Source organism: Streptomyces sp. NPDC029152, assembly GCF_055564355.1.
In genome coordinates this window covers 420,492-442,927 of sequence record NZ_JBVHWR010000001.1, presented here as the reverse complement: position 1 = coordinate 442,927, position 22,436 = coordinate 420,492, and the positions used below count along the sequence as shown (strand labels likewise).

Below are 22,436 nucleotides of genomic sequence, written 5' to 3'. Positions count from 1 at the left end.
CGGGGGAGTCCGCGGGGAGGATCGCCGCCTTTGCGCGCGGCGGGCTTCCGGTGGGAGGCGTTCCGGGTGACAGTGGCCCGTATGGGTCTTCCGAACAGGCGGTGTCCCAACTGCGGTGACACGGACCAGGACTTCCGGCCGCTGAACGACGACGAGAAGGCGTACGCACTGGCGGCGGGGCGGGTGCCCAGGGCAGACCTGGGCACCTACCGGCGCTGCGCCCGCGCCGGATGCGTGCGGGTGCAGTCCTACTTCAGCTGGAGGTCCGGCTTCGATCTGCCGGAGTCCTTCCGCACTACAGGTTGCTGAAGTCCGGCTCCTTGGTCCGGGTGCGCTTGATCTCGTAGAAGCCGGGGACCGAGGCGACCGCGAGGGTGCCGTCCCAGAGCTTGGCGGCGTCCTCGCCCCGGGGGGCCGGGGTGACGACGGGCCCGAAGAAGGCGATCTGCTCGCCGTCGGCGCCGGGGACGGCGATGACCGGGGTGCCGACCTCCTGGCCGACCTTGTCGATGCCCTCCTTGTGGGAGGCGCGCAGCTGGGGCTCGTAGGGGGTGGAGTCCCAGTGGTCCATGAGCGACTCGGGCAGGCCGGCGTCCTTCAGGGCGGCGGCGACCGTCTCCCTGCCCGGACCCTCGCCCCGGTTGTGGATGCGGGTGCCGAGGGCCGTGTAGAGGTCGCCGAGCACCTCGGCGCCGTGCTCCTCCTGGGCCGCGATGACGACCCGGACCGGGCCCCACGCCTTGACCTCGAGCATCTCCCGGTACTCGGCGGGCAGCTGGTCGAGCTTGTCCTCGTTGAGGACGGCGAGGCTCATCACGTGCCAGCGGACCTCGATGTCGCGGAGCTTCTCCACCTCCAGGACCCAGCGGGAGGTCATCCAGGCCCAGGGGCACAGCGGGTCGAACCAGAAGTCGACGGGAGTCTTGTCCGGCATGTCTCTCCTCGTGGGGCGTGCGCGACCGAGCGTTCCTCCTGGGCAACGCGGCGGCCGGCCCCGGCCATTCCCGGCTGCCGCACGTCAGGGGCACATGGCAGGATCAGTGCTGTCCGCATGCTGAACACCATCCGAGGGAGTGCCGCCCGTGCCCGGTGAGAATCTGTCCCGCGACGAGGCCCGGGAGCGGGCCGCGCTGCTGTCCGTCGACGGGTACGAGGTGTCCCTCGACGTGCGCTCGGCGATCGGTGAGGCGCAGGGCGCGGGGCCGCGCACCTTCCGGTCCGTGACCACGATCCGCTTCCGCTGCAACGAGCCCGGCGCGAGCAGCTTCGCCGACCTGGTCGCGCCGAGCGTGACCGCCGTGTCCCTCAACGGCCGGGACCTCGACCCCAGCGAGGTCTTCGACGGCTCCCGGATCGTCCTGGAGGACCTGGCCGCCGACAACGAGCTGGTCGTCGACGCCCAGTGCGCCTACTCCCGCACCGGTGAGGGCCTGCACCGCTTCGTCGACCCCGAGGACGGCGAGGTGTACCTGTACACCCAGTACGAGCCGGCCGACTCGCGCCGGGTGTTCGCGGGCTTCGAGCAGCCGGACCTCAAGGCCCCCTTCCGCTTCGAGGTGCGGGCGCCCGAGGCGTGGACGGTGTGGAGCAACGGCGCCGGGGACCGTACGGACGGGGTGTGGCGCTTCGCGGAGACGAAGCCGATCTCGACGTACATCACGTGCGTGGTCGCGGGGCCGTACCACTACGTCACGGACTCCTACCAGCGCGTGTTCGAGGACGGTACGCGGCTGGAGATCCCGCTCGGCGCGATGTGCCGCAAGGGTCTCGCGCCGCACTTCGACGCCGAGGACGTCTTCCTGATCACCAAGCAGGGCCTGGACTTCTTCCACGACCACTTCGACTACCCGTACCCCTTCGGGAAGTACGACCAGGCGTTCGTGCCCGAGTACAACCTCGGCGCGATGGAGAACCCGGGGATGGTGACCTTCCGGGAGGAGTACATCTTCCGCGGGAAGGTGACGCGGGCGTCGTACGAGGGCCGCGCCAACACGATCCTGCACGAGATGGCGCACATGTGGTTCGGCGACCTGGTCACCATGGAGTGGTGGGACGACCTGTGGCTGAAGGAGTCCTTCGCGGACTTCATGGGCGCGTTCGCCAACGTCGGCGCGACCCGCTTCAAGGACGCCTGGATCACGTTCGCCAACCGCCGCAAGGCGTGGGCGTACCGCGCCGACCAGCTCCCCTCGACGCACCCGATCACGGCCGACATCCGCGACCTGGAGGACGCCAAGCTCAACTTCGACGGCATCACGTACGCCAAGGGCGCGAGCGTGCTCAAGCAGCTGGTGGCGTACGTCGGGCAGGACGCCTTCATGGAGGGCGCGCGGCGCTACTTCAAGCGGCACGCGTACGGCAACACGCGCCTCGGCGACCTGCTGTCGGTGCTGGAGGAGACCAGCGGGCGGGACATGACCGCCTGGGCGCGGTCCTGGCTGCAGACGGCCGGCGTCAACGCGCTGACCCCGCAGGTGCTGCTGAGCGCCCGGGGCCGCGTCGACGAGCTGGCCGTCGTGCAGGAGGCCGCCGAGTCGCACCCCGAACTGCGGCCGCACCGGGTGGCGGTGGGCCTGTACCGGCGCAACGCCGGGGGCGCGCTGGAGCGGTACGCGCGCGCCGAGGTGGACGTCGACGGACCGCGCACGGTGGTGGCGGAGCTGGCCGGGGCCGAGGCGCCCGAGCTGGTCCTCGTCAACGACGACGACCTGACGTACTGCAAGACCCGCTTCGACGAGACCTCGCTGGCGACGCTGCGCGAACACCTGGGGTCCCTGACCGACCCTCTGGCCCGTGCCCTGTGCTGGTCGGCGCTGTGGAACATGACGCGGGACGCGCTGCTGCCGGCGCGGGACTTCGCCGGGCTGGTGCTGCGGTTCGCCGGGCGCGAGTCCGACATCGGCGTCCTGCAGATGCTGCACGCCTGGGCCCGGTCGGCGCTGGTGCACTACGTGGCCCCCGAGGGGCGCGAGGCCGTCGGCCGGCTGCTGGGCGAGGGCGCGCTGCGGGAGCTGCGCGACGCGGCGCCGGGCAGCGAGCAGCAGCTGGCGTGGGCGCGGTTCTTCGCGGCGGTCGCCTCCGACGAGGACGAGCTGCGGCTGCTGCGCGGCCTGCTGGAGGGCACGGAGAAGATCGACGGGCTGGACGTGGACCAGGAGCTGCGCTGGGCGTTCCTGGAGCCGCTCGCCGCGCACGGCGAGGCCGACGAGGGCGTGCTGGCGGCCGAGCTGGCCCGGGACGACACGGCCTCCGGCAAGCGGCACCAGGTGCGCTGCCTGGCCGCCCGTCCGTCGGCGGCGGTGAAGGCGCAGGCCTGGGCGCAGGTCGTGGAGTCCGACGCGCTGTCGAACGCCCTGGTGGAGGCGACCATCGCGGGCTTCGCGCAGCCCTCGCAGCGGGAACTGCTCGCGCCGTACGCGGAGAAGTACTTCGCGGCGGTCGAGCGGGTGTGGGACGAGCGGTCGATCCAGATCGGGATGGACGTGGTCCGGGGCCTGTTCCCGTCCCTGCGGGACTCCCAGGACACGCTCGACGCGACGGACGCCTGGCTGTCCGCCCACGAGGGGGCCGCGCCCGCGCTGCGCCGGCTGGTCCTGGAGGCCCGGGACGACCTGGCGCGGGCGCTGCGCGGGCAGGCGTGCGACGCGGCGGCCGCCAGTCGCTAGGCCCGGCTCCGGCACCCCTACCTCTGGCCAATGATTCGGCGTTCCGTCATCGTTACGGAATCCGGTCAACAGCACCCGTAACCCCTGGTCCGCACCTTCGCGGACCAGGGGTTTTCGGCATCCGAACACCCGTCCTTTAGGGCGGGCTTGTCCCGATTCGGCGATGGACGTGTAACAGCGGTTAAGGGACGGACGGGACACGGGAAAGTCCCCGGTCATGACGCACGACACCCCGCTCTCCCCCCGCCCCCTCCACCACCTGTCCCACGGCCGGCGCCGCCTGATGACGGCCGCGCAGCTGCGGGCGCACGGCGTCTCGGCCGCCGAGACCGTCGAGCGGTGCCGCCCCGGCGGGCCCTGGCAGCAACTGCTGCCGAACGTCGTCCTGCTCCACCCGGGCCCGCCGACCGGCGACGAGCGGCTGCACGCGGTACTGCTGTACGCGGCCCGGGAGCGCACCGCCGGCGGGGCCGCCGGGGTGCCGGTCCAGCCCGGCGCGCAGGGCGCGCCGGAGCCCGCCCACGCGGAGGCGGTGATCACGGGCCTGGCCGCGCTGACCCTGCACGGCTTCCGCGCCGCTCCCCCGCTGCCGTCCCTGGACGCCGTCGACGTCCTGGTGCCGCGGACGCGCCGGCTGCGCTCGACGGGCTGCGCGCGGATCGTGCGCACGGCCGCGCTGCCCGCCGCCGTGCAGGTGACCGGGGTGCCGGTGGCGCCGGTGGCGCGGGCGCTGGCCGACGCGGTGGCCGGACTGGCGGACGCGGGTGCCGTCCGCCGGCTGCTCACGGAGGCGGTGCGCGGCGGCCACTGCGAACCCGCCGCGGTGGTGGGGGAGTTGAGCCGGGCCCGGCTGCTGGGCCGGCCGCACGTGGTGGACGCCGTGGACTCGCTGGTGGCCGAGGGGCGGGCGATCGCGGAGCAGCGCCTGTACCGGATGGTGCGCGAGCACGGCCTGCCGGACCCGGTGTGGAACGTCGACCTGCGGCTGCCCGGCGGGCCCCACCTCGGCGGCCTGGACGCCTACTGGCCGGAGCAGGCGGTGGCCCTGGAGCTGGACACCCGCGCCCACCGCCAGGAGGACGACGCGCTGTGGTCGGAATACGCCCGCAGGCGCGAGCACTTGGAACGACTGGGCATCACGGTCGTGCACATCACGCCGCGCAAGCTGCGGGAGTCGCTGGAGCACCAGGCGGCCGTGGTCCGTACGGCGTTGATGGCGGCCAAAGACCGGGAACCCGCCGCACACGTCGTGGTGCTGCCCCGGTAGTGACGGACCGGGGCGGCACCAGGAGGGGAGAGGAGGGACCGGCGGGCACGAGCGCCCCCGGTCCCTCCTCGTGTTCCACGGGATTGTCACAGCCCGTCCCTTACGTCCCCGATGGCGTATGGCGGAAGTACGCCATGGCTCTCTGACGTCACGGACAACTCTCCCCAAACAACGATCCCTTGCGTAAAGCTGAGCGGTCGTCCGGGATCGCATTCCGGACCCTCTCGGCCAGGGCCGATCGGCCCCGGTCGTTCACGCTCGTTCCTTCACCTCCAAGGGATGCCGATGACCCACACCCCCCAGCGCGAACCGATACCGGGCGCGAGACGCGCGGCCCGCATAGCCGTGGCCGCGGGTCTCGTCGCCGCGCTCTCCGCGGCCGGGCCGATACCCCTGGCGTTCGCCGCCGACGGTCCGGGCACCGGGACCGTGCCGCCCGCCGACGCCTCCGTCAAGACCGCGCACGACAAGCTCGGTGCGGACGACGCGGACCGGCTCGCCGAGGCGAAGGCCGACGGCACGAAGAACGTCACGATGATGATCGCCACCGCGCCCGGCCGGACCGAGCAGGTCGCCGAGGAGCTGGAGGCCGTCGGCGGCGGCGTCGTGGGCCGGACCGACGACAAGCTCGGCTACGTCCGCGCCACCGTCCCCACCGGCAAGGCGGACTCGGCCATCGCCGCCGCCGCGAAGCTCTCCTCCGTGCACGGCATCGACCTGCGCGACGAGATCCCGCTGGACGACCCGAGGCCGAGCGCGGACACGACGAAGGGCGCCTCGCGGGAAGCCCGTTCCTACCCGGCGCCGAACCGGAACACGCCCGCCGAGAACCCGTACAACCCGTCCTTCGAGACGGGCGCCGTCGACTTCGTGAAGAAGAACCCGAAGGCGGACGGCCGCGGCGTCACCATCGGCATCCTCGACTCGGGCGTGGACCTCGCCCACCCGGCGCTGCAGAAGACCACCACCGGCGAGCGCAAGATCGTCGACTGGGTCACCGCGACCGACCCGGTCGTCGACGGGGACGCCACCTGGCGGCGCATGGACACCGCGGTCTCCGGGCCCGCCTTCACCTACGACGGCCGGAGCTGGACGGCGCCCGCCGGGTCGTACCGGGTCAACGTCTTCCGCGAGTCCGTCACCGCCGGCGGCGACGCCAAGGGCGACGCCAACCGGGACGGCGACACCACCGACTCCTGGGGCGTCCTGTACGACGCGCAGGCCGGCACGGTCCGCGTCGACCTGAACGGCAACCACGACTTCACCGACGACACCCCGATGAAGCCGTACAAGGACGGCTTCCAGGTCGGGTACTTCGGCACCGACGACCCGAAGACGGACGTGGCCGAGCGCCAGCCGTTCGTGGTCGAGATCCGCAAGGACGTCCCCGTCGGGTCGGGCGCCAGGGCCGACTTCGTCAACATCGGCGTCATCGAGTCCGAGCACGGCACCCACGTGGCCGGACTCACCGCCGCCCACGGCCTGTTCGGCGGCAGGATGAACGGCGCGGCCCCGGGCGCGAAGATCGTCTCCTCGCGCGCCTGCTCCTGGTCCGGCGGCTGCACCAACGTCGCGCTCACCGAGGGCATGATGGACCTCGTCATGAACCGCGGCGTCGACATCGTCAACATGTCCATCGGCGGCCTCCCGGCGCTGAACGACGGCAACAACGCGCGCGCCGAGCTCTACACGCGGCTCATCGACACCTACGGCGTCCAGCTGGTGATCTCCGCGGGCAACTCCGGCCCCGGCGCCAACACCATCGGCGACCCGGGCCTGGCCGACAAGGTCATCTCGGTCGGCGCGTCCATCTCCCGCGAGACCTGGGCCGCCAACTACGGCTCCGCGGTGGAGAAGAAGTACGCCATGATGCCGTTCTCCTCGCGCGGTCCGCGCGAGGACGGCGGGTTCACGCCGACGCTCACCGCGCCCGGAGCCGCGGTCAACACCATCCAGACCTGGATGCCCGGCGCCCCCGTCCCGGAGGCGGGCTACGACCTGCCGGCCGGCTACGGCATGCTCCAGGGCACCTCGATGGCCTCCCCGCAGGCCGCCGGCGCCTCCGCGCTGCTGCTGTCCGCCGCCAAGCGCGAGGGCGTCGACCTCATCCCGGCGAAGCTGCGCACCGCGCTGACCTCCACCGCCGACCACATCAAGGGCGTGCAGGCGTACGAGGAGGGCGCGGGCCTGGTCAACGTGCCCGACGCCTGGCGGGCGATCCAGCGCGGCGCCACCGCGCACGAGTACACGGTCAAGGCGCCGGTCGACACCGCGATCGACCAGTTCCTGAAGACCCCGGGCCACGGCACCGGCCTGTACGACCGCGAGGGCGGCCTGAAGGCGGGCCAGAAGAAGACGTACGAGATCACGCTCACCCGTACCTCCGGCGCCGACAGGGCGATCCGGCACGAGCTGCACTTCGAGAACAACACCGGGCGCACCTTCCGGATCGTCGGCTCCGACGAGGTGAAGCTCCCGCTGAACGAGCCGGTGACCGTCGAGGTCGAGGCGCGGCCGGACTCCGCGGGTCTCAAGAGCGCGATCCTGGAGGTCGACGACCCGCGCACCGAGGGCATCGACAAGCAGGTCATGACCACGGTCGTGGTCTCGACGCCGCTGGAGTACGCCTTCTCGGCGAAGGGCTCCGTGCAGCGCAACAGCACGCAGTCGTACTTCGTGACCGTCCCCGAGGGCGCGAGGACGCTCGAGGTGGCGATGGGCGGGCTGAAGGACAAGAGCCAGACCCGGTTCGTCTCCATCCACCCGTACGGCGTCGCGGTCGACAACACGTCCACGCCGTACTGCTACAACAACTACCTCGACGGCAACGGCTGCCGGCCCGACGTGCGCGCGTACGCCGACCCGCAGCCCGGCGTCTGGGAGGTCGAGGTCGAGTCGCGGCGCACCTCGCCGCTGCTGGACAACCCGTACACGCTGGACGTCAGCGTCCTCGGCGCCGTCTTCGACCCGGAGGTCGTGACCGTGCCCGAGGCGAAGGCGGGCACCCCGGCGACCGCGTCCTGGACGGTGACGAACCGGTACGCCGCCCTGGAGGGCAAGCTGGTCGGCGGCCCGCTCGGCTCGGCCCAGACGTCCCGCCCGACGATCCGGCAGGGCGAGACGAGGAGGACCACGGTCGAGGTGCCCGCGGGCGCCACGTCGCTCGACGTCGCCATCGGGGGCGTCTCCGACGCCGCCTCCGACCTGGACCTGACGGTCTACAAGGACGGCAAGGCCGTCGCCCAGTCCGCCGACGGCGACTCCGAGGAGTCCGTGTCGATCCCGGCCCCGGCCGCCGGCACGTACACCGTGGAGGTCGCGGGCTACTCGGTGCCGTCCGGCGCCACCGCGTACGACTACCGGGACGTGTACTTCGCCGCGTCCCTCGGCTCGGTCACCGTGGACGGCTCGGCGCCGGTGAAGCTCGGCACGGGCGCCTCGGCGACGGTCTCCGGCAGCGTGACCGCGCTGGCCGCCGCTCCGGAGGGCCGTGAGTTCTTCGGCCGGGTCCAGCTGGTCAACGCGCGCGGCACGGTCGCGGGCCTGGGCAGCGTACGGATCGGCGAGGTCGTGCCGTAGTCCGGTGCGGCAGACCTCGAGGGGCGGGCGTCCGGTGGGGCGCCCGCCCCTTTGCGTGCCCTCCCCCGGGTCAGCCGTCGCAGGCGAGGGCGCGGGAGGCGGGCAGGGCGGCGGTGACGGCGGCGCGGGCGGCGGCGATGTCCCGCGCCCCGGTGATCACGGCGTCGGGAGCGGTCCGGCCCCGGGGGATGCCGACCAGCACCCGGTCGCCGGGGCCGAGCCGGGCGACGGCGTCGTCCAGCACGAAGGTGCTCGGTCCGGCTCCCCCGCGCGGCGCGTACGTGCGGGTCAGCCGCAGCGTGATCCGGTGCCGCGCGGCCCCCGGCAGGGGTTCGGCGCCGGTCACCGTGCCCTCGGCGACCAGACGGGCGCAGGCGAGGTAGCGGGGGGTGCCGAAGGCGGCGCCGGTCTTCTGCCCGGGGGGCGGGCCGTCCTGCTCGGCGCCCGACGCGGCGCTGTCGGCCGCCGCGCCGTCGGCACCGCCGGCCGGGCCCTGCGCCACCAGCCACCCCAGGCCGGCGACCACCGCGCCCGCGCAGGCCACGGCGAGCGTGCCCAGGGCGAGGCGGAGCGGACGGTGCCGGGGGCGGAGGCGGGAGGCGGGCCCCGGCGCGGCCTCCGGCTCCGGGGGCGGTTCGCCCAGGACGCGTCCGAGGATCCCCAGCTGCTCCCGCAGCAGCGCCACGTCGGCCGTCGCCGACCGGTACGCGTCGCGGGCGTCCGCGTCCGCACCGGTGCCGGTGCCGGGCGGCAGGGGCTCGCCCGTGATCGCGGCCATCAGGGCGTCGTCCCCGCCCGGGTGCTGTCCGGCGGCCATGTCACACCACCTCGTCCTCGTGCAGGCGGGCCCGCAGCGCCCGTACCGCCGTGTGCAGCCGGCTCTTGACCGTGCCCTCCGGGAGGCCGAGCTCCTCGGCGATGGCGCGCACCGGCAGGTCGGCGTAGAAGCGCAGGACCACGACCTGCCGCTGGGTGTCGGGGAGGCCGTCCAGGCCCTGGGCCACGGCGAGGGAGAGGACGCTGGTGTCTCCCCCGAGGGCTGGTCGGACTGGCGCAGCGCGGCCAGGCGCTCGCCGAGCCGGTCCTGGCGGCGCCGGGCCCGGTGCCAGTCCACGGCCAGGTTGGAGGCGACGACCGCCGCCCACGCGGACACGTCCCGCGGCGCCTCGTCACCGCGCGCGGCCCGCTCCAGCAGCCGCAGGCGGACCTGCTGCACCCCGTCCGGCAGGTCCGCCCGCGGCACGCCGCCGAGTGCGAGCACCGCCCGCACCCGGCGTTCCTGGTCCGCGTCCAGGGGGTCGTCGCGCACGGCGTCCCCCTGGCCGCGGCGGCCCCTTCCGCGCAGCACGGCCACCCCTCCCCTCGCGGCGTTTCCCCTATGACGCCGGTCCGCGGCGGAACGTTCGGCTCCGGTCCGGAGATCTTCCTTCACACCGTCTTCACTGTCACGATGTGCCCCATGACGCACATCATCAAGGGCGCCAACGCCCCTGTCCCCACCGTCCCGTTGCGGGTCGCCGTCGGCCGCAGCCGGGCACCGGGGGTTCCCGCCGTGGAGGCCGCCGCCCTGCTGCTCGACGCGGCCGGATCGGTGCGCGGCGACGCCGACATCGTCTTCCACGGCCAGGTCGCGCACCCGTCCGGCGCCGTACGGCACGTGGGCACCGGGGAGGGCGGCGGACAGCTCGCCGAGTGGCTGGAGCTGGACCTGCCGCGGATCGAGGCGGCCGTCCAGCGGGTGCTGATCGCCGGGTCCTGCGACGACGGGGTGTTCGGGCGGGTACCCGGCCTGTACGCGCAGGTGGTGGGCCCCGACGGCGCGGTGGTGGCGCACTACGACGTGACGGACGCGTCCAGCGAGACGGCCTTCGTGCTCGGGGAGTTCTACCGGCGCGACGGGGCGTGGAGGTTCCGCGCGGTGGGCCAGGGCTACGACTCGGGGCTGGCGGGGCTGGCGACGGACTTCGGAGTGGTGGTCGCGGAGCCCGCGGCGGCCGTGCCGGTGGCGCAGGCGGCCGTGCCGGTGGCACCGGTCGCCGCCGCGCCGGTGTCCGGGCCCGTGCCGCTGACGGGTGTGGGCAAGACGGGGACGGCGCCCGCGGGGGGCGCCGTGTCCGCGGGGCCCGCGCCCACGGTGGTACAGCCCGCGGGGCCCGTGTACCCGGCGTTCGCCCCGCCCGCCGCCGTACCGCCCGCCTCCGCCCCGGCGGCCGTGCCCGCGGCGTCCGCCCCGGCGGCCGTGCCCGCGGCGTCCGTCCCGGCGCCCGCCGCCGCCCCGTACGGCGTCACCGTCCTGACCGACGGCGGCACCCCCTCCTGGGGCGGTGAGCCCTTCGAGTTCGAGCCGCGCACCTTCACCGGGGACAAGGGGAGGACGGTCGTCGTGGACCTGCCGTTCCCGCCGGACTCGGGGCCGGTGATCCTGGAGGCGAAGGTCCAGGAGTACAACTTCATCCACGTCCAGATCCCCGGCCGCGAGGACGACGTCTTCTGCACCGACCTACCCGACCACTACGGCCGCGCCCTGCTGGTGCCGCCGCGCAAGGGCGGCCCGCTGAAGCTGAAGGTGAGGCACTCCGGGAAGTGGGAGCTCACCGTCCTGCCCCTGTCGGCGGCCCGCCGGCTCGGCGCCGGGACCGTCGAGGGCAGCGGCCGAGAGGTCTTCCTCCACACGGGTCCCGCGGCCGAGGTGAAGGTGCGGGCGACGGACCGCCACAGCGGCTGGTTCCAGCTCAACTACCACGCGGGCGACACCCTCGGCGAGCTGAGGCGCCCCGCCGAGGAGCTGGTCCACGCCTGGAACGGCCGCCGGGTCAAGGAGACCGTCCGGATACCCGAGGGCCCCCTCCTGCTCGTGATCGACAAGAGCCGGCACCAGTGGGAGCTCACCGTCGAACCGGAGAAGACCCACAGCCGGTCCGGGCGGCGAGCGGCCGGCGTGTACGAGGGCAAGGGCGACAAGAAGATCACCCTGGTCAGTCCCCGCCCCGGCCGGCCGGCGCTGGTGCGGTACGAGTTCAAGGACGCCGAGCACAGCTACGGCGTCGAGGCCCGCTCCGTGGACGAGTACGGCGACGAGACCGAGTGGGTGAACACCCACGCCCACGGTCTCCGCGGCACCGCGTTGACCTTCGGCGCGGGCGCGTCCGAGAGGGCCGTGCAAGTCAAGCACTCCGGCCCCTGGAGCTTCGAGCTGCTGCCCGAGGAGCAGGCGCCGCTGATCACCGGCCCGGTGGAGGGCAGGGGCACCACCGTGCTGCGCTACCAGGGCCCGCCGACGCTGATGACCGTCCGGCGCACCTCCCGCAAGAAGGAGGGGAGGCTGACGGCGCACGCCTGGAACCATCCGTACGGCAAGTCGACGATCATCGCCGACGTCAGCGACCGGCACCGGCCCGCCCTCGGCCCGGTCTGGGTCGATCCGGGCGGCACCTGCTTCATCCTGGTCGGCTGCCCGGAGTCCACGAAGTGGCGGCTGGAGCCCGCCGCCTTCACCGACGCGCCCCTGCTGGGCGCGCGGACCCAGGGCACCGCGTACGGAGTCGTACGTCACACCGGACCCGACACCGAGGTGTCCATCGTCTCCACGGGCGGCATCCAGCACCTCTTCCAGCTCGACGAAAATCTGTTCCCGCGGCGGAAAGTCACCGCAACTTCCGGTCCGCACCACATCTCGGAAGGGATTCTCCACGTGCGGGCCATGGGCGACTGGGTGATCGAAAAGCGGAGCTGAGAAGGTTGCCCGTCCGTCCCTCGGGCAAACGATTGGACACACCGACCGGGAATCCCCGCATGATGGAAGGGCCCCGCCCGCCCGGCCGGGTGCACGCACGTCACCAGAAGGAGTCACCGTGAGGGTCGGAATCGTCGGAGCCACCGGTCAGGTCGGCACGGTCATGCGCAGGATCCTCGCGGAGCGGAACTTCCCGGTCACCGAGCTGCGCCTGTTCGCCTCCGCCCGCAGCGCCGGCAAGGAACTCGACGGCGTGACGGTGGAGGACGCGGCCACCGCCGACTACTCCGGGCTGGACATCGTGCTCTTCTCCGCGGGCGGCGCCACCTCCAAGGCGCTGGCCGAGAAGGTCGCCTCCCAGGGCCCGGTCGTGATCGACAACTCCTCCGCCTGGCGCCGCGACCCCGAGGTGCCCCTCGTGGTCTCCGAGGTGAACCCGCACGCGATCGCCGACCGCCCCAAGGGCATCATCGCCAACCCGAACTGCACCACGATGGCCGCGATGCCCGTGCTGCGTCCGCTGCACGCGGAGGCGGGCCTCGAGGCGCTGGTCGTCGCCACCTACCAGGCGGTGTCCGGGTCCGGCCTGGCCGGCGTGGACGAGCTGTTCGAGCAGGTCAAGAAGGTCGGCGACGACGCCCCGAAGCTCACCCACGACGGGTCGGCGGCCGAGTTCCCGAAGCCGGAGAAGTACGTGGCGCCGATCGCGTACAACGTGCTGCCGCTGGCCGGCTCGATCGTCGACGACGGTCTGCACGAGACGGACGAGGAGCAGAAGCTCCGCAACGAGTCCCGCAAGATCCTGGAGATCCCGGAGCTGAAGGTCTCCGGCACCTGCGTGCGCGTGCCCGTCTTCAGCGGCCACTCCCTCCAGATCAACGCCCGCTTCGCCCGCCCGATCAGCGTCGAGCGCGCCAAGGAGCTGCTGGCCGGCGCCCCCGGCGTCGCGCTGACCGAGGTGCCGACCCCGCTCCAGGCCGCCGGCCAGGACCCCTCCTACGTGGGCCGCATCCGCCAGGACGAGACCGTCGAGAACGGCCTCGCCCTGTTCGTCTCCAACGACAACCTGCGCAAGGGCGCGGCCCTGAACGCGGTGCAGATCGCGGAGCTGGTGGCGGCCGAGCTGAAGGGCTGACGCCCCCGCGGGCTAGCCCCGCGCGACCTCGTAGAGGAAGCAGCCGTACTCGACGGCCCGGACGTGGACGAACGCCACGGCCGGGTCGTCGAACGCCTCCCGGAGGGCGGGCGCGAAGGCGTCCGGCTCCTCGACCAGCCGCCCGCCCAGGATGCGCCCGTCCGCGGAGTAGCGGCGCAGGGTGCGGTGCGAGTTGGTGAAGGGGAGGCGGTCCGTCTCCGGTCCCGCGCACTCCTCGGCGTGGACGAACACCGGCCCCTGCTCGTCGTACGGGCCCGGGTCGACGCCCGTCGCCGCCGCCCAGCGGCGCAGCGGGGCGTAGGACGCCAGGACGACGCGCTCGCCGGCGCGGCTGTGGCGCAGGCAGCAGCGCAGGGGGGTGCCGCCCTCGTCGTCGGTCACCGGGACGGGGAGGCGGCCCGCGTCGTCGGCGGCGCGCAGTTCCTTCAGGACGGCCGGTGCGACGGGTCGTACGGTGTGACTGCTCATGGCACCAGGCTCGCGCGCCGGCGACGCGCACACCGGCGGGAAACGGACATCGCGTTGCGCGTGGGTCACGTGGAAGGATGGCGCAATCCACACATCACGAGGAGATGACCGCGTGCCTGGCACAAACCTGACTCGCGAAGAGGCGCAGCAGCGGGCGAAGCTGCTGACCGTTGACTCGTACGAGATCGACCTCGATCTCACCGGCGCGCAGGAGGGCGGCACCTACCGGTCCGTGACCACGGTGCGCTTCGACGTCGCCGAGGGCGGCGGCGAGTCCTTCATCGACCTGGTCGCGCCGACGGTCCACGAGGTGACGCTGAACGGCGACGCCCTCGACCCCGCCGAGGTGTTCCAGGACTCCCGCATCGCCCTGCCGGGGCTGCTGGAGGGCCGCAACGTCCTGCGCGTGGTCGCCGACTGCGCGTACACCAACACCGGTGAGGGCCTGCACCGGTTCGTCGACCCGGTCGACGAGCAGGCGTACCTCTACACCCAGTTCGAGGTGCCGGACGCGCGCCGGGTCTTCGCGAGCTTCGAGCAGCCGGACCTGAAGGCGACCTTCCGGTTCACCGTGAAGGCGCCGGAGGGCTGGACGGTCATCTCCAACTCGCCGGCCCCCGAGCCGAAGGACAACGTCTGGTCCTTCGAGCCGACCCCGCGGATCTCGACGTACGTCACGGCGCTGATCGCCGGCCCGTACCACTCGGTGCACAGCGTGTACGAGAAGGACGGCCGGTCGGTGCCGCTCGGCATCTACTGCCGGCCCTCGCTCGCCGAGCACCTCGACGCGGACGCGATCTTCGAGGTGACCCGGCAGGGCTTCGACTGGTTCCAGGAGAAGTTCGACTACCCGTACCCCTTCGAGAAGTACGACCAGCTCTTCGTGCCGGAGTTCAACGCGGGCGCGATGGAGAACGCGGGCGCGGTGACCATCCGCGACCAGTACGTGTTCCGCTCCAAGGTGACGGACGCCGCGTACGAGGTGCGGGCGGCGACGATCCTGCACGAGCTGGCGCACATGTGGTTCGGCGACCTGGTCACCATGGAGTGGTGGAACGACCTGTGGCTGAACGAGTCGTTCGCCACCTACGCCGAGGCCGCCTGCCAGGCGGCCGCGCCGGGTTCGAAGTGGCCGCACTCGTGGACGACGTTCGCGAACCAGATGAAGACCTGGGCCTACCGGCAGGACCAGCTCCCGTCGACGCATCCGATCATGGCGGACATCCGCGACCTGGACGACGTGCTCGTCAACTTCGACGGCATCACGTACGCCAAGGGCGCGAGCGTGCTCAAGCAGCTCGTCGCGTACGTCGGCGAGGACGCGTTCTTCCGGGGCGTGCAGGCGTACTTCAAGCGGCACGCGTTCGGCAACACCCGCCTGTCCGACCTGCTGGGCGCGCTGGAGGAGACCTCCGGCCGCGACCTGAAGGCCTGGTCGAGGGCGTGGCTGGAGACGGCCGGCATCAACGTGCTGCGTCCGGAGATCGAGACGGACGGGGCTGGTGTCATCACCTCCTTCTCCATCCGCCAGGAGGCCCCGGCGCTCCCGGCCGGCGCGAAGGGCGAGCCCACCCTCCGCCCCCACCGCATCGCGATCGGCGCCTACGACCTGGACGCCGACGGCAAGCTGGTGCGCGGCGACCGGATCGAGCTGGACGTGGACGGCGAGCTGACGGCCGTGCCGCAGCTGGTCGGCAAGCGCCGCCCGGCGGTGGTGCTGCTCAACGACGACGACCTGTCGTACGCCAAGGTCCGTCTGGACGAGCGGTCCCTCGCGGTCGTCACCGAGCACCTGGGCGACTTCGCCGAGTCGCTGCCGCGCGCCCTGTGCTGGGCGTCGGCGTGGGACATGACCCGGGACGCGGAGCTGGCCACGCGGGACTACCTGTCCCTCGTCCTGTCGGGCATCGGCAAGGAGTCCGACATCGGTGTCGTGCAGTCGCTGCACCGCCAGGTGAAGCTGGCCGTCGACCAGTACGCCGCCCCCACCGCCCGCGAGGCGCTGCTGGCCCGCTGGACCGAGGCGACGCTGGCCCACCTGCGCGCCGCCGAGCCGGGCAGCGACCACCAGCTGGCGTGGGCGCGGGCGTTCGCGGCGACGGCGAGGACGCCGGAGCAGCTGGACCTGCTGGACGCGCTGCTGGACGGCACGCAGACGATCGAGGGCCTGGCCGTCGACACGGAGCTGCGCTGGGCGTTCGTGCAGCGGCTCGCGGCCGTGGGCCGGTTCGGCGGGTCGGAGATCGCGGCCGAGTACGAGCGGGACAGGACCGCCGCCGGTGAGCGCCACGCCGCCACCGCGCGCGCCGCCCGCCCGACCGAGGCGGCCAAGGCGGAGGCCTGGGAGTCGGTCGTGGAGTCCGACAAGCTGCCGAACGCCGTGCAGGAGGCGGTCATCGCCGGCTTCGTCCAGTCCGACCAGCGCGAGCTGCTGGCGCCGTACACGGAGCGGTACTTCGAGGCGCTGAAGGGCGTCTGGGAGTCCCGTTCGCACGAGATGGCCCAGCAGATCGCGGTCGGTCTGTACCCGTCGGTGCAGGTGTCCCAGGAGACCCTGGACCGTACGGACGCCTGGCTGGCCTCCGCCGAGCCGAACGCGGCCCTGCGCCGCCTGGTCTCGGAGTCCCGCTCGGGCGTCGAGCGCGCCCTGAAGGCCCAGGCGGCGGACGCGGCGGCCGCCGGCGAGTAGGCGGTACGCCGAGCAGGCGGCACGCGACCGAGGGCGCCCGGTGCTATGCCGGGCGCCCTCGGCGTTCCCCGTCGGAAATCCCGTCGTCGTCCCGTCGCTCCCCGTCGGGCTCACCCGCCCCGGCACTCCGCGGCCCGTCGCAGTGCCCCGAGCACCCTGCCCACGGCGCCTCCTTCGCCCGCGCCCCTGCGCACGGCCGCGACGACGTGCCGGACGGGGCGGCCCGCACGCAGGTCGCGCATCACCACGCCGTCGCGGGGCACGGCCGCCATGCGCGGGACCAGGGCGACGCCCATGCCGGCCTCGACCATCGCCAGGATCGCCGTCCAGCCGGCCGCCGAGTGACCCTGGCGGGGCCGGAACCCCGCGGCCTCGCAGGCACCGCGCGTGATGTCCGACCAGGGACCGCTGCCGCCGAAGATCCACGGCTCGGCGGCCAGGTCCGCCAGCCGCAGCCCGGCCGCCCCGGCCAGCGGGTGGTCGCGGGGCAGGGCGACGTCCAGCGGGTCGGCGAGCAGCGGGACGCCGGTGAAGCGGGGGTCGGCGGCGGCCGGCGCCTCGGCCGCCAGGGACAGGGCCAGGTCCACGTCCCGGGCGGCCAGCAGCTCGTACGCCTCCTGCGCCTCGGCCTCCCGCACCCGCACCGTGATGCCGGGGTGCGTCGCCCGCAGCGCGGTCACGGCCGGGACGACGAGGGCGGGCACGGCGGTGGAGAAGGCGCCGACCCGCACCTCTCCCGCCTCCCCGCGGACGTGGGCCGCCAGGTCGGCGTCCGCACGTTCCAGCTGCTCGAACACCGCCTCCGCGTGCCGCAGGACCAGCCGGGCCGCGTCCGTCAGCCGGACCCGCCTGCCGTGGGCCCGGAGCAGTTCCACCCCGAGCTGGCGGGAGAGGTTCGTCAGCTGCTGGGACACGGCCGACGGCGTCATGTGCAGCGCCTCGGCCGTCGCGGTCACCGTGCCCCGGTCCCGCAGCGTCCGCAGGATCTGCAGCTTGCGGATGTCCCATTCGGCCATGGCGGCAACCTACCGGCGCGCCCCCGCGCCGAGGACGACCCCGGTGAGGATCAGCGCCATGCACCCGGCCTGCGCCCAGCCGGTCGGTTCGGCCAGCAGCGCCCAGGAGAGCAGGGCGACGCAGACCGGCTGGAGGTAGTAGACGACGCCCGCGCGGGCCGGGCCGATCAGGGAGATCGCCTTGTTCCAGGCGAAGAAGGCGACGGCCGAGGAGGCGACGCCGACGTAGAGGAGCGGCAGGACGGTGCCGCTGGCCGGGGTGAAGCCGCCCTGGACGGCGAGGCTGACGCCCTGGGCCGGCAGCAGCAGGACGGTGCCGAACAGGAAGGTGGTGAAGAGGAAGGCCACCCCGTCGAGCCCGGCGGGCCTGCGGCGCAGCAGCGCGCTGTAGGAGCCGAAGCAGCAGGCGGCGGCGATCATCCACAGGTCGCCGGCGGAGAAGGACGCCCCGTCTCCCCCGACGAGCAGCAGCACGCCCGCGCAGGCGATGAGCAGCCCGGCGATCCGGCGCGCGCCCAGCCGGACGCCGCCCGCCCGTTCGTAGACCGCCATCAGCACCGGGGACGCCGCCATGATCATGCCCATGTTGGCGGCGGGGGTGGTGACGCCGGCCTGGTTGACGAGGGTGTTGTAGACGGTGACGCCGAGCAGGGAGGCGAGGAGCACGAAGCCGAGGTGGCGGCGGACGAGCTCGCGCTGCCGCCAGGCCCGGCGGGCGCCGAAGGGGGCGACGACGGCGAGCGCGATCACCCAGCGCCAGAAGGCGTGCTGGACGGGCGGGACGCTGTCGCCGAGGGCGCGGGAGGTGACGAAGCTGCCGGACCAGACGAGGGTGGCGAGGACGGCGAGCGCGAGGCCGAGGGCGACGGGTCCCGTCGCCCTCGCCTTCTCCGGGGCGGCGGGCACCGCCGGCCGCGGCGAGGGGCCGGGATCCGCCGGCGCGGCCGGACCGGCGGCGGGATCCGCCGGCCCGGCCGGACCGGCGGGATCCGTCGGCCGCGCCGGGGCGGCGGCGGGGTGGGCGGTGGTCCGGCGGGCGGCTGTGGCCACGAAGGTCCTTTCCTGGTCGGAAGCCTGGCGCGCCTACCGTCGCAGCCCCGGACCCGTCAGGTCCATCGAATCTTTACGACCGTTCTTTGAAGGAGAACTGAAAGGTGTACCGGCGGGCCGCACCCGCCCCCGCCCGCCCGGCGCGAGCTGTCCCGCGACGGTCGCGCCGAACGCCAGTGCCATGCCCGCCAGCTGGACGGGCGTCAGCGCCTGCCCGAGCGCCGCCCAGCCGACGACCGCCGCGGTCAGCGGGGAGAGCGGGCCGAGGAAGGTGACCTGGGTGGCGGAGAGGCGGCCGATGCCGCGGAACCAGAGCCAGTAGGCGACGGCCGTGTTGGCCAGGGCGAGGTAGAGGTAGCCGCCGATCGCCGGGCCGTCCAGCGCCGGGGGCGCGCCCTCGACCAGGAGGGCGAGCGGCGCGATCAGCAGGCCGCCCGCGGTCAGCTGCCAGCCGGTGAGGGCGAGGGGGCCGACGCCGTCGGGACGCCCCCACCGCTTGGTGAGCACGGTGCCGGCGGACATGGAGGCGGTGGAGGCGAGGGCCGCCAGCGCGCCGAGCGGGTCCAGGGCGCCGGCCGCCTTCAGCACGACCAGGCTGACGCCGAACGCGGCGACGAGGCCGGTGAGCACGGACCGGGCGGTGGGCCGCTGCCCCAGCAGCAGCACGGAGAGCCCGACGACGAAGAGCGGGCCGACCGAGCCGACGACGGCCGCCATGCCGCCCGGCAGCCGGTAGGCGGACAGGAACAGCAGCGGGAAGAAGGCTCCGATGTTCAGTGCGCCCAGCACCGCCGCCTTCCCCCACCACAGGCCGCGCGGCAGCACCCGGGCGAGGGCGAGCAGCAGCAGCCCGGCGGGCAGCGCGCGCATCAGCCCCGTGAACAGCGGCCGGTCGGCCGGCAGGAACTCGGTGGTGACGGCGTAGGTGGTGCCCCAGGAGACGGGGGCGAGGGCGGTGAGCGCGATGAGGGCGGTGCGGCCGGTGGCCATGGGGACACCCTTCGTGGCGGCGACGTGGACCCGAGAAGTAACTCGACAGGAAGTAGCTTAGCGCTAAGCAAGTTTCCGTCAAGCCACTTTCTTGCGGGCGACCGGAACGGCCCCGATACTCGTGTCATGACTGAACGCCCCGATCCCCGGCCCGCGCGGCGCCAGGACCCCGTCGACGCGATCATCGACCAGTGGGCGGCGGTGCGGCCCGATCTGGACACGGCCGCGATGGAGGTGTTCGGCCGCATCTTCCGGCTCTCGCGCGCGATGGGCGACCGGATGGAGAAGGCGTACACGCCCTACGGGATCTCCCGGGGCGAGTTCGACGTGCTGGCCACCCTGCGCCGCTCCGGCGAGCCCTACGCCCTCTCCCCCCGGCAGCTCTCGGCCACGCTGATGCTCACCACCGGCGGCATGACGGGCCGTCTCGACAAGCTGGAGCGGGCCGGACTGCTGCGCCGCTCCCCCGACCCGCACGACCGCCGGGCGCTGCGGGTCACGCTCACCGAGAAGGGTCGCGAACTGATCGACGAGGCGGTCGGCGCCGGACTGGCCGTCCAGGCCGAGGCCCTGTCCGCCCTCGACGCCGACCGGGCCGGCCACCTGGCCGACCTGCTGCGCGAACTCCTCGCCGGCACCGAGAAGTAGCGGGCCGCCCGGCCCACGGCCGCTCAGCCCACGTGCGCGGTGACCGCCGCCTCGGTCTCCGCCGCGCCCGCGGCGTCCGCCGCCCAGGCCACGTACCCGTCGGGCCGCACCAGCACCGTCGTGCGGCGCCCGCTCGCCCAGTGCTCCACGGCCAGCCGGTCCTCGCGGCCGGTCCCGGCCCGGTACGCCTCCCGGCCCGGGCCCGCCTCCGGGCCGATCAGCACGAACCGTCCGCCGCGCAGCGCCTCGTACAGCCGGCCGCCGCCCGCGAGGGACACGTCGGGCACGCGGGTGCCGGTCAGCCGGTGGGACCCGCGGGGAGCGGGGTAGCGGAGACCGACGCCGGTGAGGTGGCCGACCGCCCGGCGACGGGCCGGGCCCACGTGGTCCAGGAGGGTGGTGACGGCCGCCCGCAGCGCCAGCGTCCAGGGGCGCTCGGCCATGGCGAGGCGGACGATGCCGCCGCTGCTGCGCAGCACCGCCCTCCCCACGGGGTGCCGCTCGGCCTGGTAGGTGTCCAGCAGCTCGGGACCGGCGTGCCCGCGCAGCACGGCCGCCAGCTTCCAGCTCAGGTTGGCCGCGTCCTGGAGGCCGGTGTTCATGCCCTGGCCGCCGGCCGGGGTGTGCACGTGCGCCGCGTCGCCGGCGAGGAAGACGCGGCCCACGCGGTAGGCGGGCGCCTGCCGTTCGTCGCTGTGGAAGCGGGACATCCAGCGGGCGTCGTGCATGCCGAAGTCCCGGCCCAGGGCGAGGCGGGTGATCTCCTTGACCTCCTCCAGGTCGAGGGGCTCGTCGTCGGGGACGTTCCGGCCGCGGTGCCAGCCGACCACCCGGTAGTACCCGTCGCCGAACGGCGCGAGGAAGGCGAAGGCGTCCCCGACGGCGTTGACGGCCAGCAGCGTCTCCGGCTCCCGGGCGAGTCGCACGTCGGCCAGGACGACGGAGCGGATGACCGAGCGTCCGGGGAACGGCAGGCCGATCGCCTCGCGCACGGTGCTGCGCATCCCGTCGGCGCCGACGACGTAGGCCGCCCGCAGCGTCTCCGTCCCGCCGTCCGGACCGCGGACCTCGACGGCCACGGAATCCTCCGTCGGGTCCTGGCGCAGGCCGGTCGCCTCGGTCTCGTACCGGAACTCCACCCCGGCTTCCACCGCCCGTCGCTCCAGCACCTTCTCGATCTCGTACTGGGGCAGGACGAGGAGGTGGCGGAACCGGGAGGGCAGGGTGGCGAAGCCGACGGTGAGGCGGCCGAAGAGGCGGAGGCGGTCCAGCGGTGTGCCCACGGCCTCCAGGCCGTCCGCGAGCGCACGGGCGTCGAGCTGCTCGAGCGTGCGGGCGTGCAGGACGAAGGCGCGGGAGAGGTTGCTGATCCGGTGCGGACGCTTCTCGACGAGGGTGACGGGGACGCCGGCGGCGGCGAGGTCGCCGGCCAGGAGCAGCCCGGTGGGGCCCGAGCCGACGACGACCACGGAGCGGACGGACTCGTGTCGGATGCCGTTCATCTGGGCCTCCTCGAGGTGCCAACGCTTGTTTGCCAACGCTTGTTGTCACCGTACGACCGGCCGCGACCGTAGTCAACACTTGTTGGCCAACGTGTGTTGGCCTACGCTTTTGGGCATGTCCAGCACAGCACTCCGCGGCGGGACCGGGGACGACGAGTCGCCCGTCCGCCGCTCCGACACCACGCGCGCCGCGATCCTCGCCGCGGCCCGGGAACGCTTCGCCCGCGACGGGTACGAGCGGGCCACCATCCGTGCCGTCGCCCGGGACGCGGGCATCGATCCGTCGATGGTGATGCGGTACTACGGCACCAAGGAGGGCCTGTTCGCGGCCGCCGTCACGGTCGACCTCGCCCTGCCCGACCTGACCGAGCGGCCGCGCGAGGAGGTCGGAAGGGCCCTGGTGACCCACTTCCTCGCCCTGTGGGAGGAGAACGAGGTGCTCACGGCGCTGCTCCGGGTCGGGATCACGAACCAGGCCGGGGCCGAGCGCATGCAGGACATCTTCCGCGACCAGCTCCTGCCGGTCGCCCGGCGGGTGTGCCCGGTCCCCGAGCAGGCTCCGGCGCGGGCCGCGCTCGTCGCGTCGCAGGTGCTCGGCCTGGCGCTCACCCGGTACGTGCTGCGGTTCCCGCCGACCGTGACGCTCCGCCGCGAGGAGGTCGTGGCCTGGCTG

At 73.8% G+C, this 22,436-nt stretch carries 16 protein-coding genes and 1 pseudogene; 9 read left to right on the top strand and 8 right to left on the bottom strand.

Annotated elements, in window-relative coordinates; translation table 11 throughout:
* Positions 1 to 81 precede the first annotated feature (81 nt).
* Positions 82 to 309: a hypothetical protein gene (locus tag ACZ4V6_RS01905; protein WP_467821799.1), complete on the top strand. Its 228-nt coding sequence runs from the start codon at positions 82 to 84 to the stop codon at positions 307 to 309.
* On the opposite strand, the gene ACZ4V6_RS01900 is transcribed toward ACZ4V6_RS01905, so the two are convergent.
* Positions 296 to 934 (bottom strand): mycothiol-dependent nitroreductase Rv2466c family protein, encoded by a 639-nt coding sequence (locus tag ACZ4V6_RS01900; RefSeq protein ID WP_467821798.1) that lies wholly within the window; start codon positions 932 to 934, stop codon positions 296 to 298. The two genes, ACZ4V6_RS01905 and ACZ4V6_RS01900, sit on opposite strands and share 14 nt — an antisense overlap.
* Before the next feature lie 148 nt (positions 935 to 1,082).
* Between ACZ4V6_RS01900 and pepN (ACZ4V6_RS01895) the strand changes: the two genes are divergently transcribed.
* The 3 genes from pepN (ACZ4V6_RS01895) (at position 1,083) to ACZ4V6_RS01885 (ending at position 8,511) form a co-directional block, all read left to right on the top strand.
* On the top strand, positions 1,083 to 3,665 hold the full coding sequence (gene pepN, locus ACZ4V6_RS01895) for an aminopeptidase N (protein WP_467821797.1): 2,583 nt from the start codon (positions 1,083 to 1,085) through the stop codon (positions 3,663 to 3,665).
* Between the two features lie 217 nt (positions 3,666 to 3,882).
* Complete coding sequence (locus ACZ4V6_RS01890) at positions 3,883 to 4,932, top strand: hypothetical protein (RefSeq protein WP_467821796.1); 1,050 nt, start codon at positions 3,883 to 3,885, stop codon at positions 4,930 to 4,932.
* 285 nt (positions 4,933 to 5,217) lie between these two features.
* On the top strand, positions 5,218 to 8,511 hold the full coding sequence (locus ACZ4V6_RS01885) for a S8 family serine peptidase (protein ID WP_467821795.1): 3,294 nt from the start codon (positions 5,218 to 5,220) through the stop codon (positions 8,509 to 8,511).
* A 70-nt stretch (positions 8,512 to 8,581) separates the two neighbouring features.
* Here ACZ4V6_RS01885 and ACZ4V6_RS01880 read toward each other — a convergent pair whose 3' ends face one another.
* Together ACZ4V6_RS01880 and ACZ4V6_RS01875 are read right to left on the bottom strand one after the other, a co-directional pair.
* Positions 8,582 to 9,328, bottom strand: coding sequence for a hypothetical protein (locus tag ACZ4V6_RS01880; RefSeq protein WP_467821794.1), 747 nt, complete (start codon positions 9,326 to 9,328; stop codon positions 8,582 to 8,584).
* 1 nt (position 9,329) lies between these two features.
* Positions 9,330 to 9,859 (bottom strand): annotated as a pseudogene (locus tag ACZ4V6_RS01875) (sigma-70 family RNA polymerase sigma factor).
* Positions 9,860 to 9,970: 111 nt separating this feature from the next.
* On the opposite strand from ACZ4V6_RS01875, the gene ACZ4V6_RS01870 reads away from it, so the two are divergent.
* Both ACZ4V6_RS01870 and ACZ4V6_RS01865 read left to right on the top strand, forming a co-directional pair.
* Entirely contained in the window at positions 9,971 to 12,244 is a 2,274-nt protein-coding gene (locus tag ACZ4V6_RS01870) for a TerD family protein (protein WP_467821793.1), read from the top strand.
* 118 nt (positions 12,245 to 12,362) lie between these two features.
* Positions 12,363 to 13,379, top strand: a complete 1,017-nt coding sequence (locus tag ACZ4V6_RS01865) for an aspartate-semialdehyde dehydrogenase (protein WP_467821792.1) — start codon at positions 12,363 to 12,365, stop codon at positions 13,377 to 13,379.
* A 12-nt stretch (positions 13,380 to 13,391) separates the two neighbouring features.
* On the opposite strand, the gene ACZ4V6_RS01860 is transcribed toward ACZ4V6_RS01865, so the two are convergent.
* Positions 13,392 to 13,868 (bottom strand): DUF1203 domain-containing protein, encoded by a 477-nt coding sequence (locus tag ACZ4V6_RS01860; RefSeq protein WP_467821791.1) that lies wholly within the window; start codon positions 13,866 to 13,868, stop codon positions 13,392 to 13,394.
* Positions 13,869 to 13,980: 112 nt separating this feature from the next.
* Here ACZ4V6_RS01860 and pepN (ACZ4V6_RS01855) point away from each other — a divergent pair, with 112 nt between their 5' ends.
* On the top strand, positions 13,981 to 16,557 hold the full coding sequence (pepN, locus tag ACZ4V6_RS01855; protein ID WP_467821790.1) for an aminopeptidase N: 2,577 nt from the start codon (positions 13,981 to 13,983) through the stop codon (positions 16,555 to 16,557).
* A 110-nt stretch (positions 16,558 to 16,667) separates the two neighbouring features.
* On the opposite strand, the gene ACZ4V6_RS01850 is transcribed toward pepN (ACZ4V6_RS01855), so the two are convergent.
* The 3 genes from ACZ4V6_RS01850 to ACZ4V6_RS01840 are packed head-to-tail and all read right to left on the bottom strand — an operon-like array spanning position 16,668 to position 19,613.
* Positions 16,668 to 17,573: a LysR family transcriptional regulator gene (locus ACZ4V6_RS01850; protein WP_467821789.1), complete on the bottom strand. Its 906-nt coding sequence runs from the start codon at positions 17,571 to 17,573 to the stop codon at positions 16,668 to 16,670.
* 9 nt (positions 17,574 to 17,582) lie between these two features.
* Positions 17,583 to 18,623, bottom strand: coding sequence for a DMT family transporter (locus ACZ4V6_RS01845; protein WP_467821788.1), 1,041 nt, complete (start codon positions 18,621 to 18,623; stop codon positions 17,583 to 17,585).
* A 33-nt stretch (positions 18,624 to 18,656) separates the two neighbouring features.
* Positions 18,657 to 19,613 (bottom strand): EamA family transporter, encoded by a 957-nt coding sequence (locus ACZ4V6_RS01840; protein ID WP_467821787.1) that lies wholly within the window; start codon positions 19,611 to 19,613, stop codon positions 18,657 to 18,659.
* Positions 19,614 to 19,739: 126 nt separating this feature from the next.
* On the opposite strand from ACZ4V6_RS01840, the gene ACZ4V6_RS01835 reads away from it, so the two are divergent.
* Complete coding sequence (locus tag ACZ4V6_RS01835) at positions 19,740 to 20,261, top strand: MarR family winged helix-turn-helix transcriptional regulator (protein WP_467821786.1); 522 nt, start codon at positions 19,740 to 19,742, stop codon at positions 20,259 to 20,261.
* 23 nt (positions 20,262 to 20,284) lie between these two features.
* Here ACZ4V6_RS01835 and ACZ4V6_RS01830 read toward each other — a convergent pair whose 3' ends face one another.
* Positions 20,285 to 21,763, bottom strand: coding sequence for an FAD-dependent monooxygenase (locus ACZ4V6_RS01830; protein ID WP_467821785.1), 1,479 nt, complete (start codon positions 21,761 to 21,763; stop codon positions 20,285 to 20,287).
* 115 nt (positions 21,764 to 21,878) lie between these two features.
* On the opposite strand from ACZ4V6_RS01830, the gene ACZ4V6_RS01825 reads away from it, so the two are divergent.
* Positions 21,879 to 22,436, top strand: a 558-nt coding sequence (locus ACZ4V6_RS01825) for a TetR/AcrR family transcriptional regulator (protein WP_467821784.1), incomplete at its 3' end; no start/stop codon positions are given.

Bases quoted from the DNA above. Each gene is read 5' to 3' on its own strand.
- ACZ4V6_RS01880 (WP_467821794.1), bottom strand. From the start codon at position 9,328: ATGGCCGCCGGACAGCACCCGGGCGGGGACGACGCCCTGATGGCCGCG.
- ACZ4V6_RS01860 (WP_467821791.1), bottom strand. From the start codon at position 13,868: ATGAGCAGTCACACCGTACGACCCGTCGCACCGGCCGTCCTGAAGGAA.
- ACZ4V6_RS01830 (WP_467821785.1), bottom strand. From the start codon at position 21,763: ATGAACGGCATCCGACACGAGTCCGTCCGCTCCGTGGTCGTCGTCGGC.
- ACZ4V6_RS01885 (WP_467821795.1), top strand. From the start codon at position 5,218: ATGACCCACACCCCCCAGCGCGAACCGATACCGGGCGCGAGACGCGCG.
- ACZ4V6_RS01870 (WP_467821793.1), top strand. From the start codon at position 9,971: ATGACGCACATCATCAAGGGCGCCAACGCCCCTGTCCCCACCGTCCCG.
- ACZ4V6_RS01905 (WP_467821799.1), top strand. From the start codon at position 82: ATGGGTCTTCCGAACAGGCGGTGTCCCAACTGCGGTGACACGGACCAG.
- ACZ4V6_RS01840 (WP_467821787.1), bottom strand. From the start codon at position 19,613: ATGGCCACCGGCCGCACCGCCCTCATCGCGCTCACCGCCCTCGCCCCC.
- ACZ4V6_RS01890 (WP_467821796.1), top strand. From the start codon at position 3,883: ATGACGCACGACACCCCGCTCTCCCCCCGCCCCCTCCACCACCTGTCC.
- ACZ4V6_RS01850 (WP_467821789.1), bottom strand. From the start codon at position 17,573: ATGGCCGAATGGGACATCCGCAAGCTGCAGATCCTGCGGACGCTGCGG.
- ACZ4V6_RS01835 (WP_467821786.1), top strand. From the start codon at position 19,740: ATGACTGAACGCCCCGATCCCCGGCCCGCGCGGCGCCAGGACCCCGTC.
- ACZ4V6_RS01900 (WP_467821798.1), bottom strand. From the start codon at position 934: ATGCCGGACAAGACTCCCGTCGACTTCTGGTTCGACCCGCTGTGCCCC.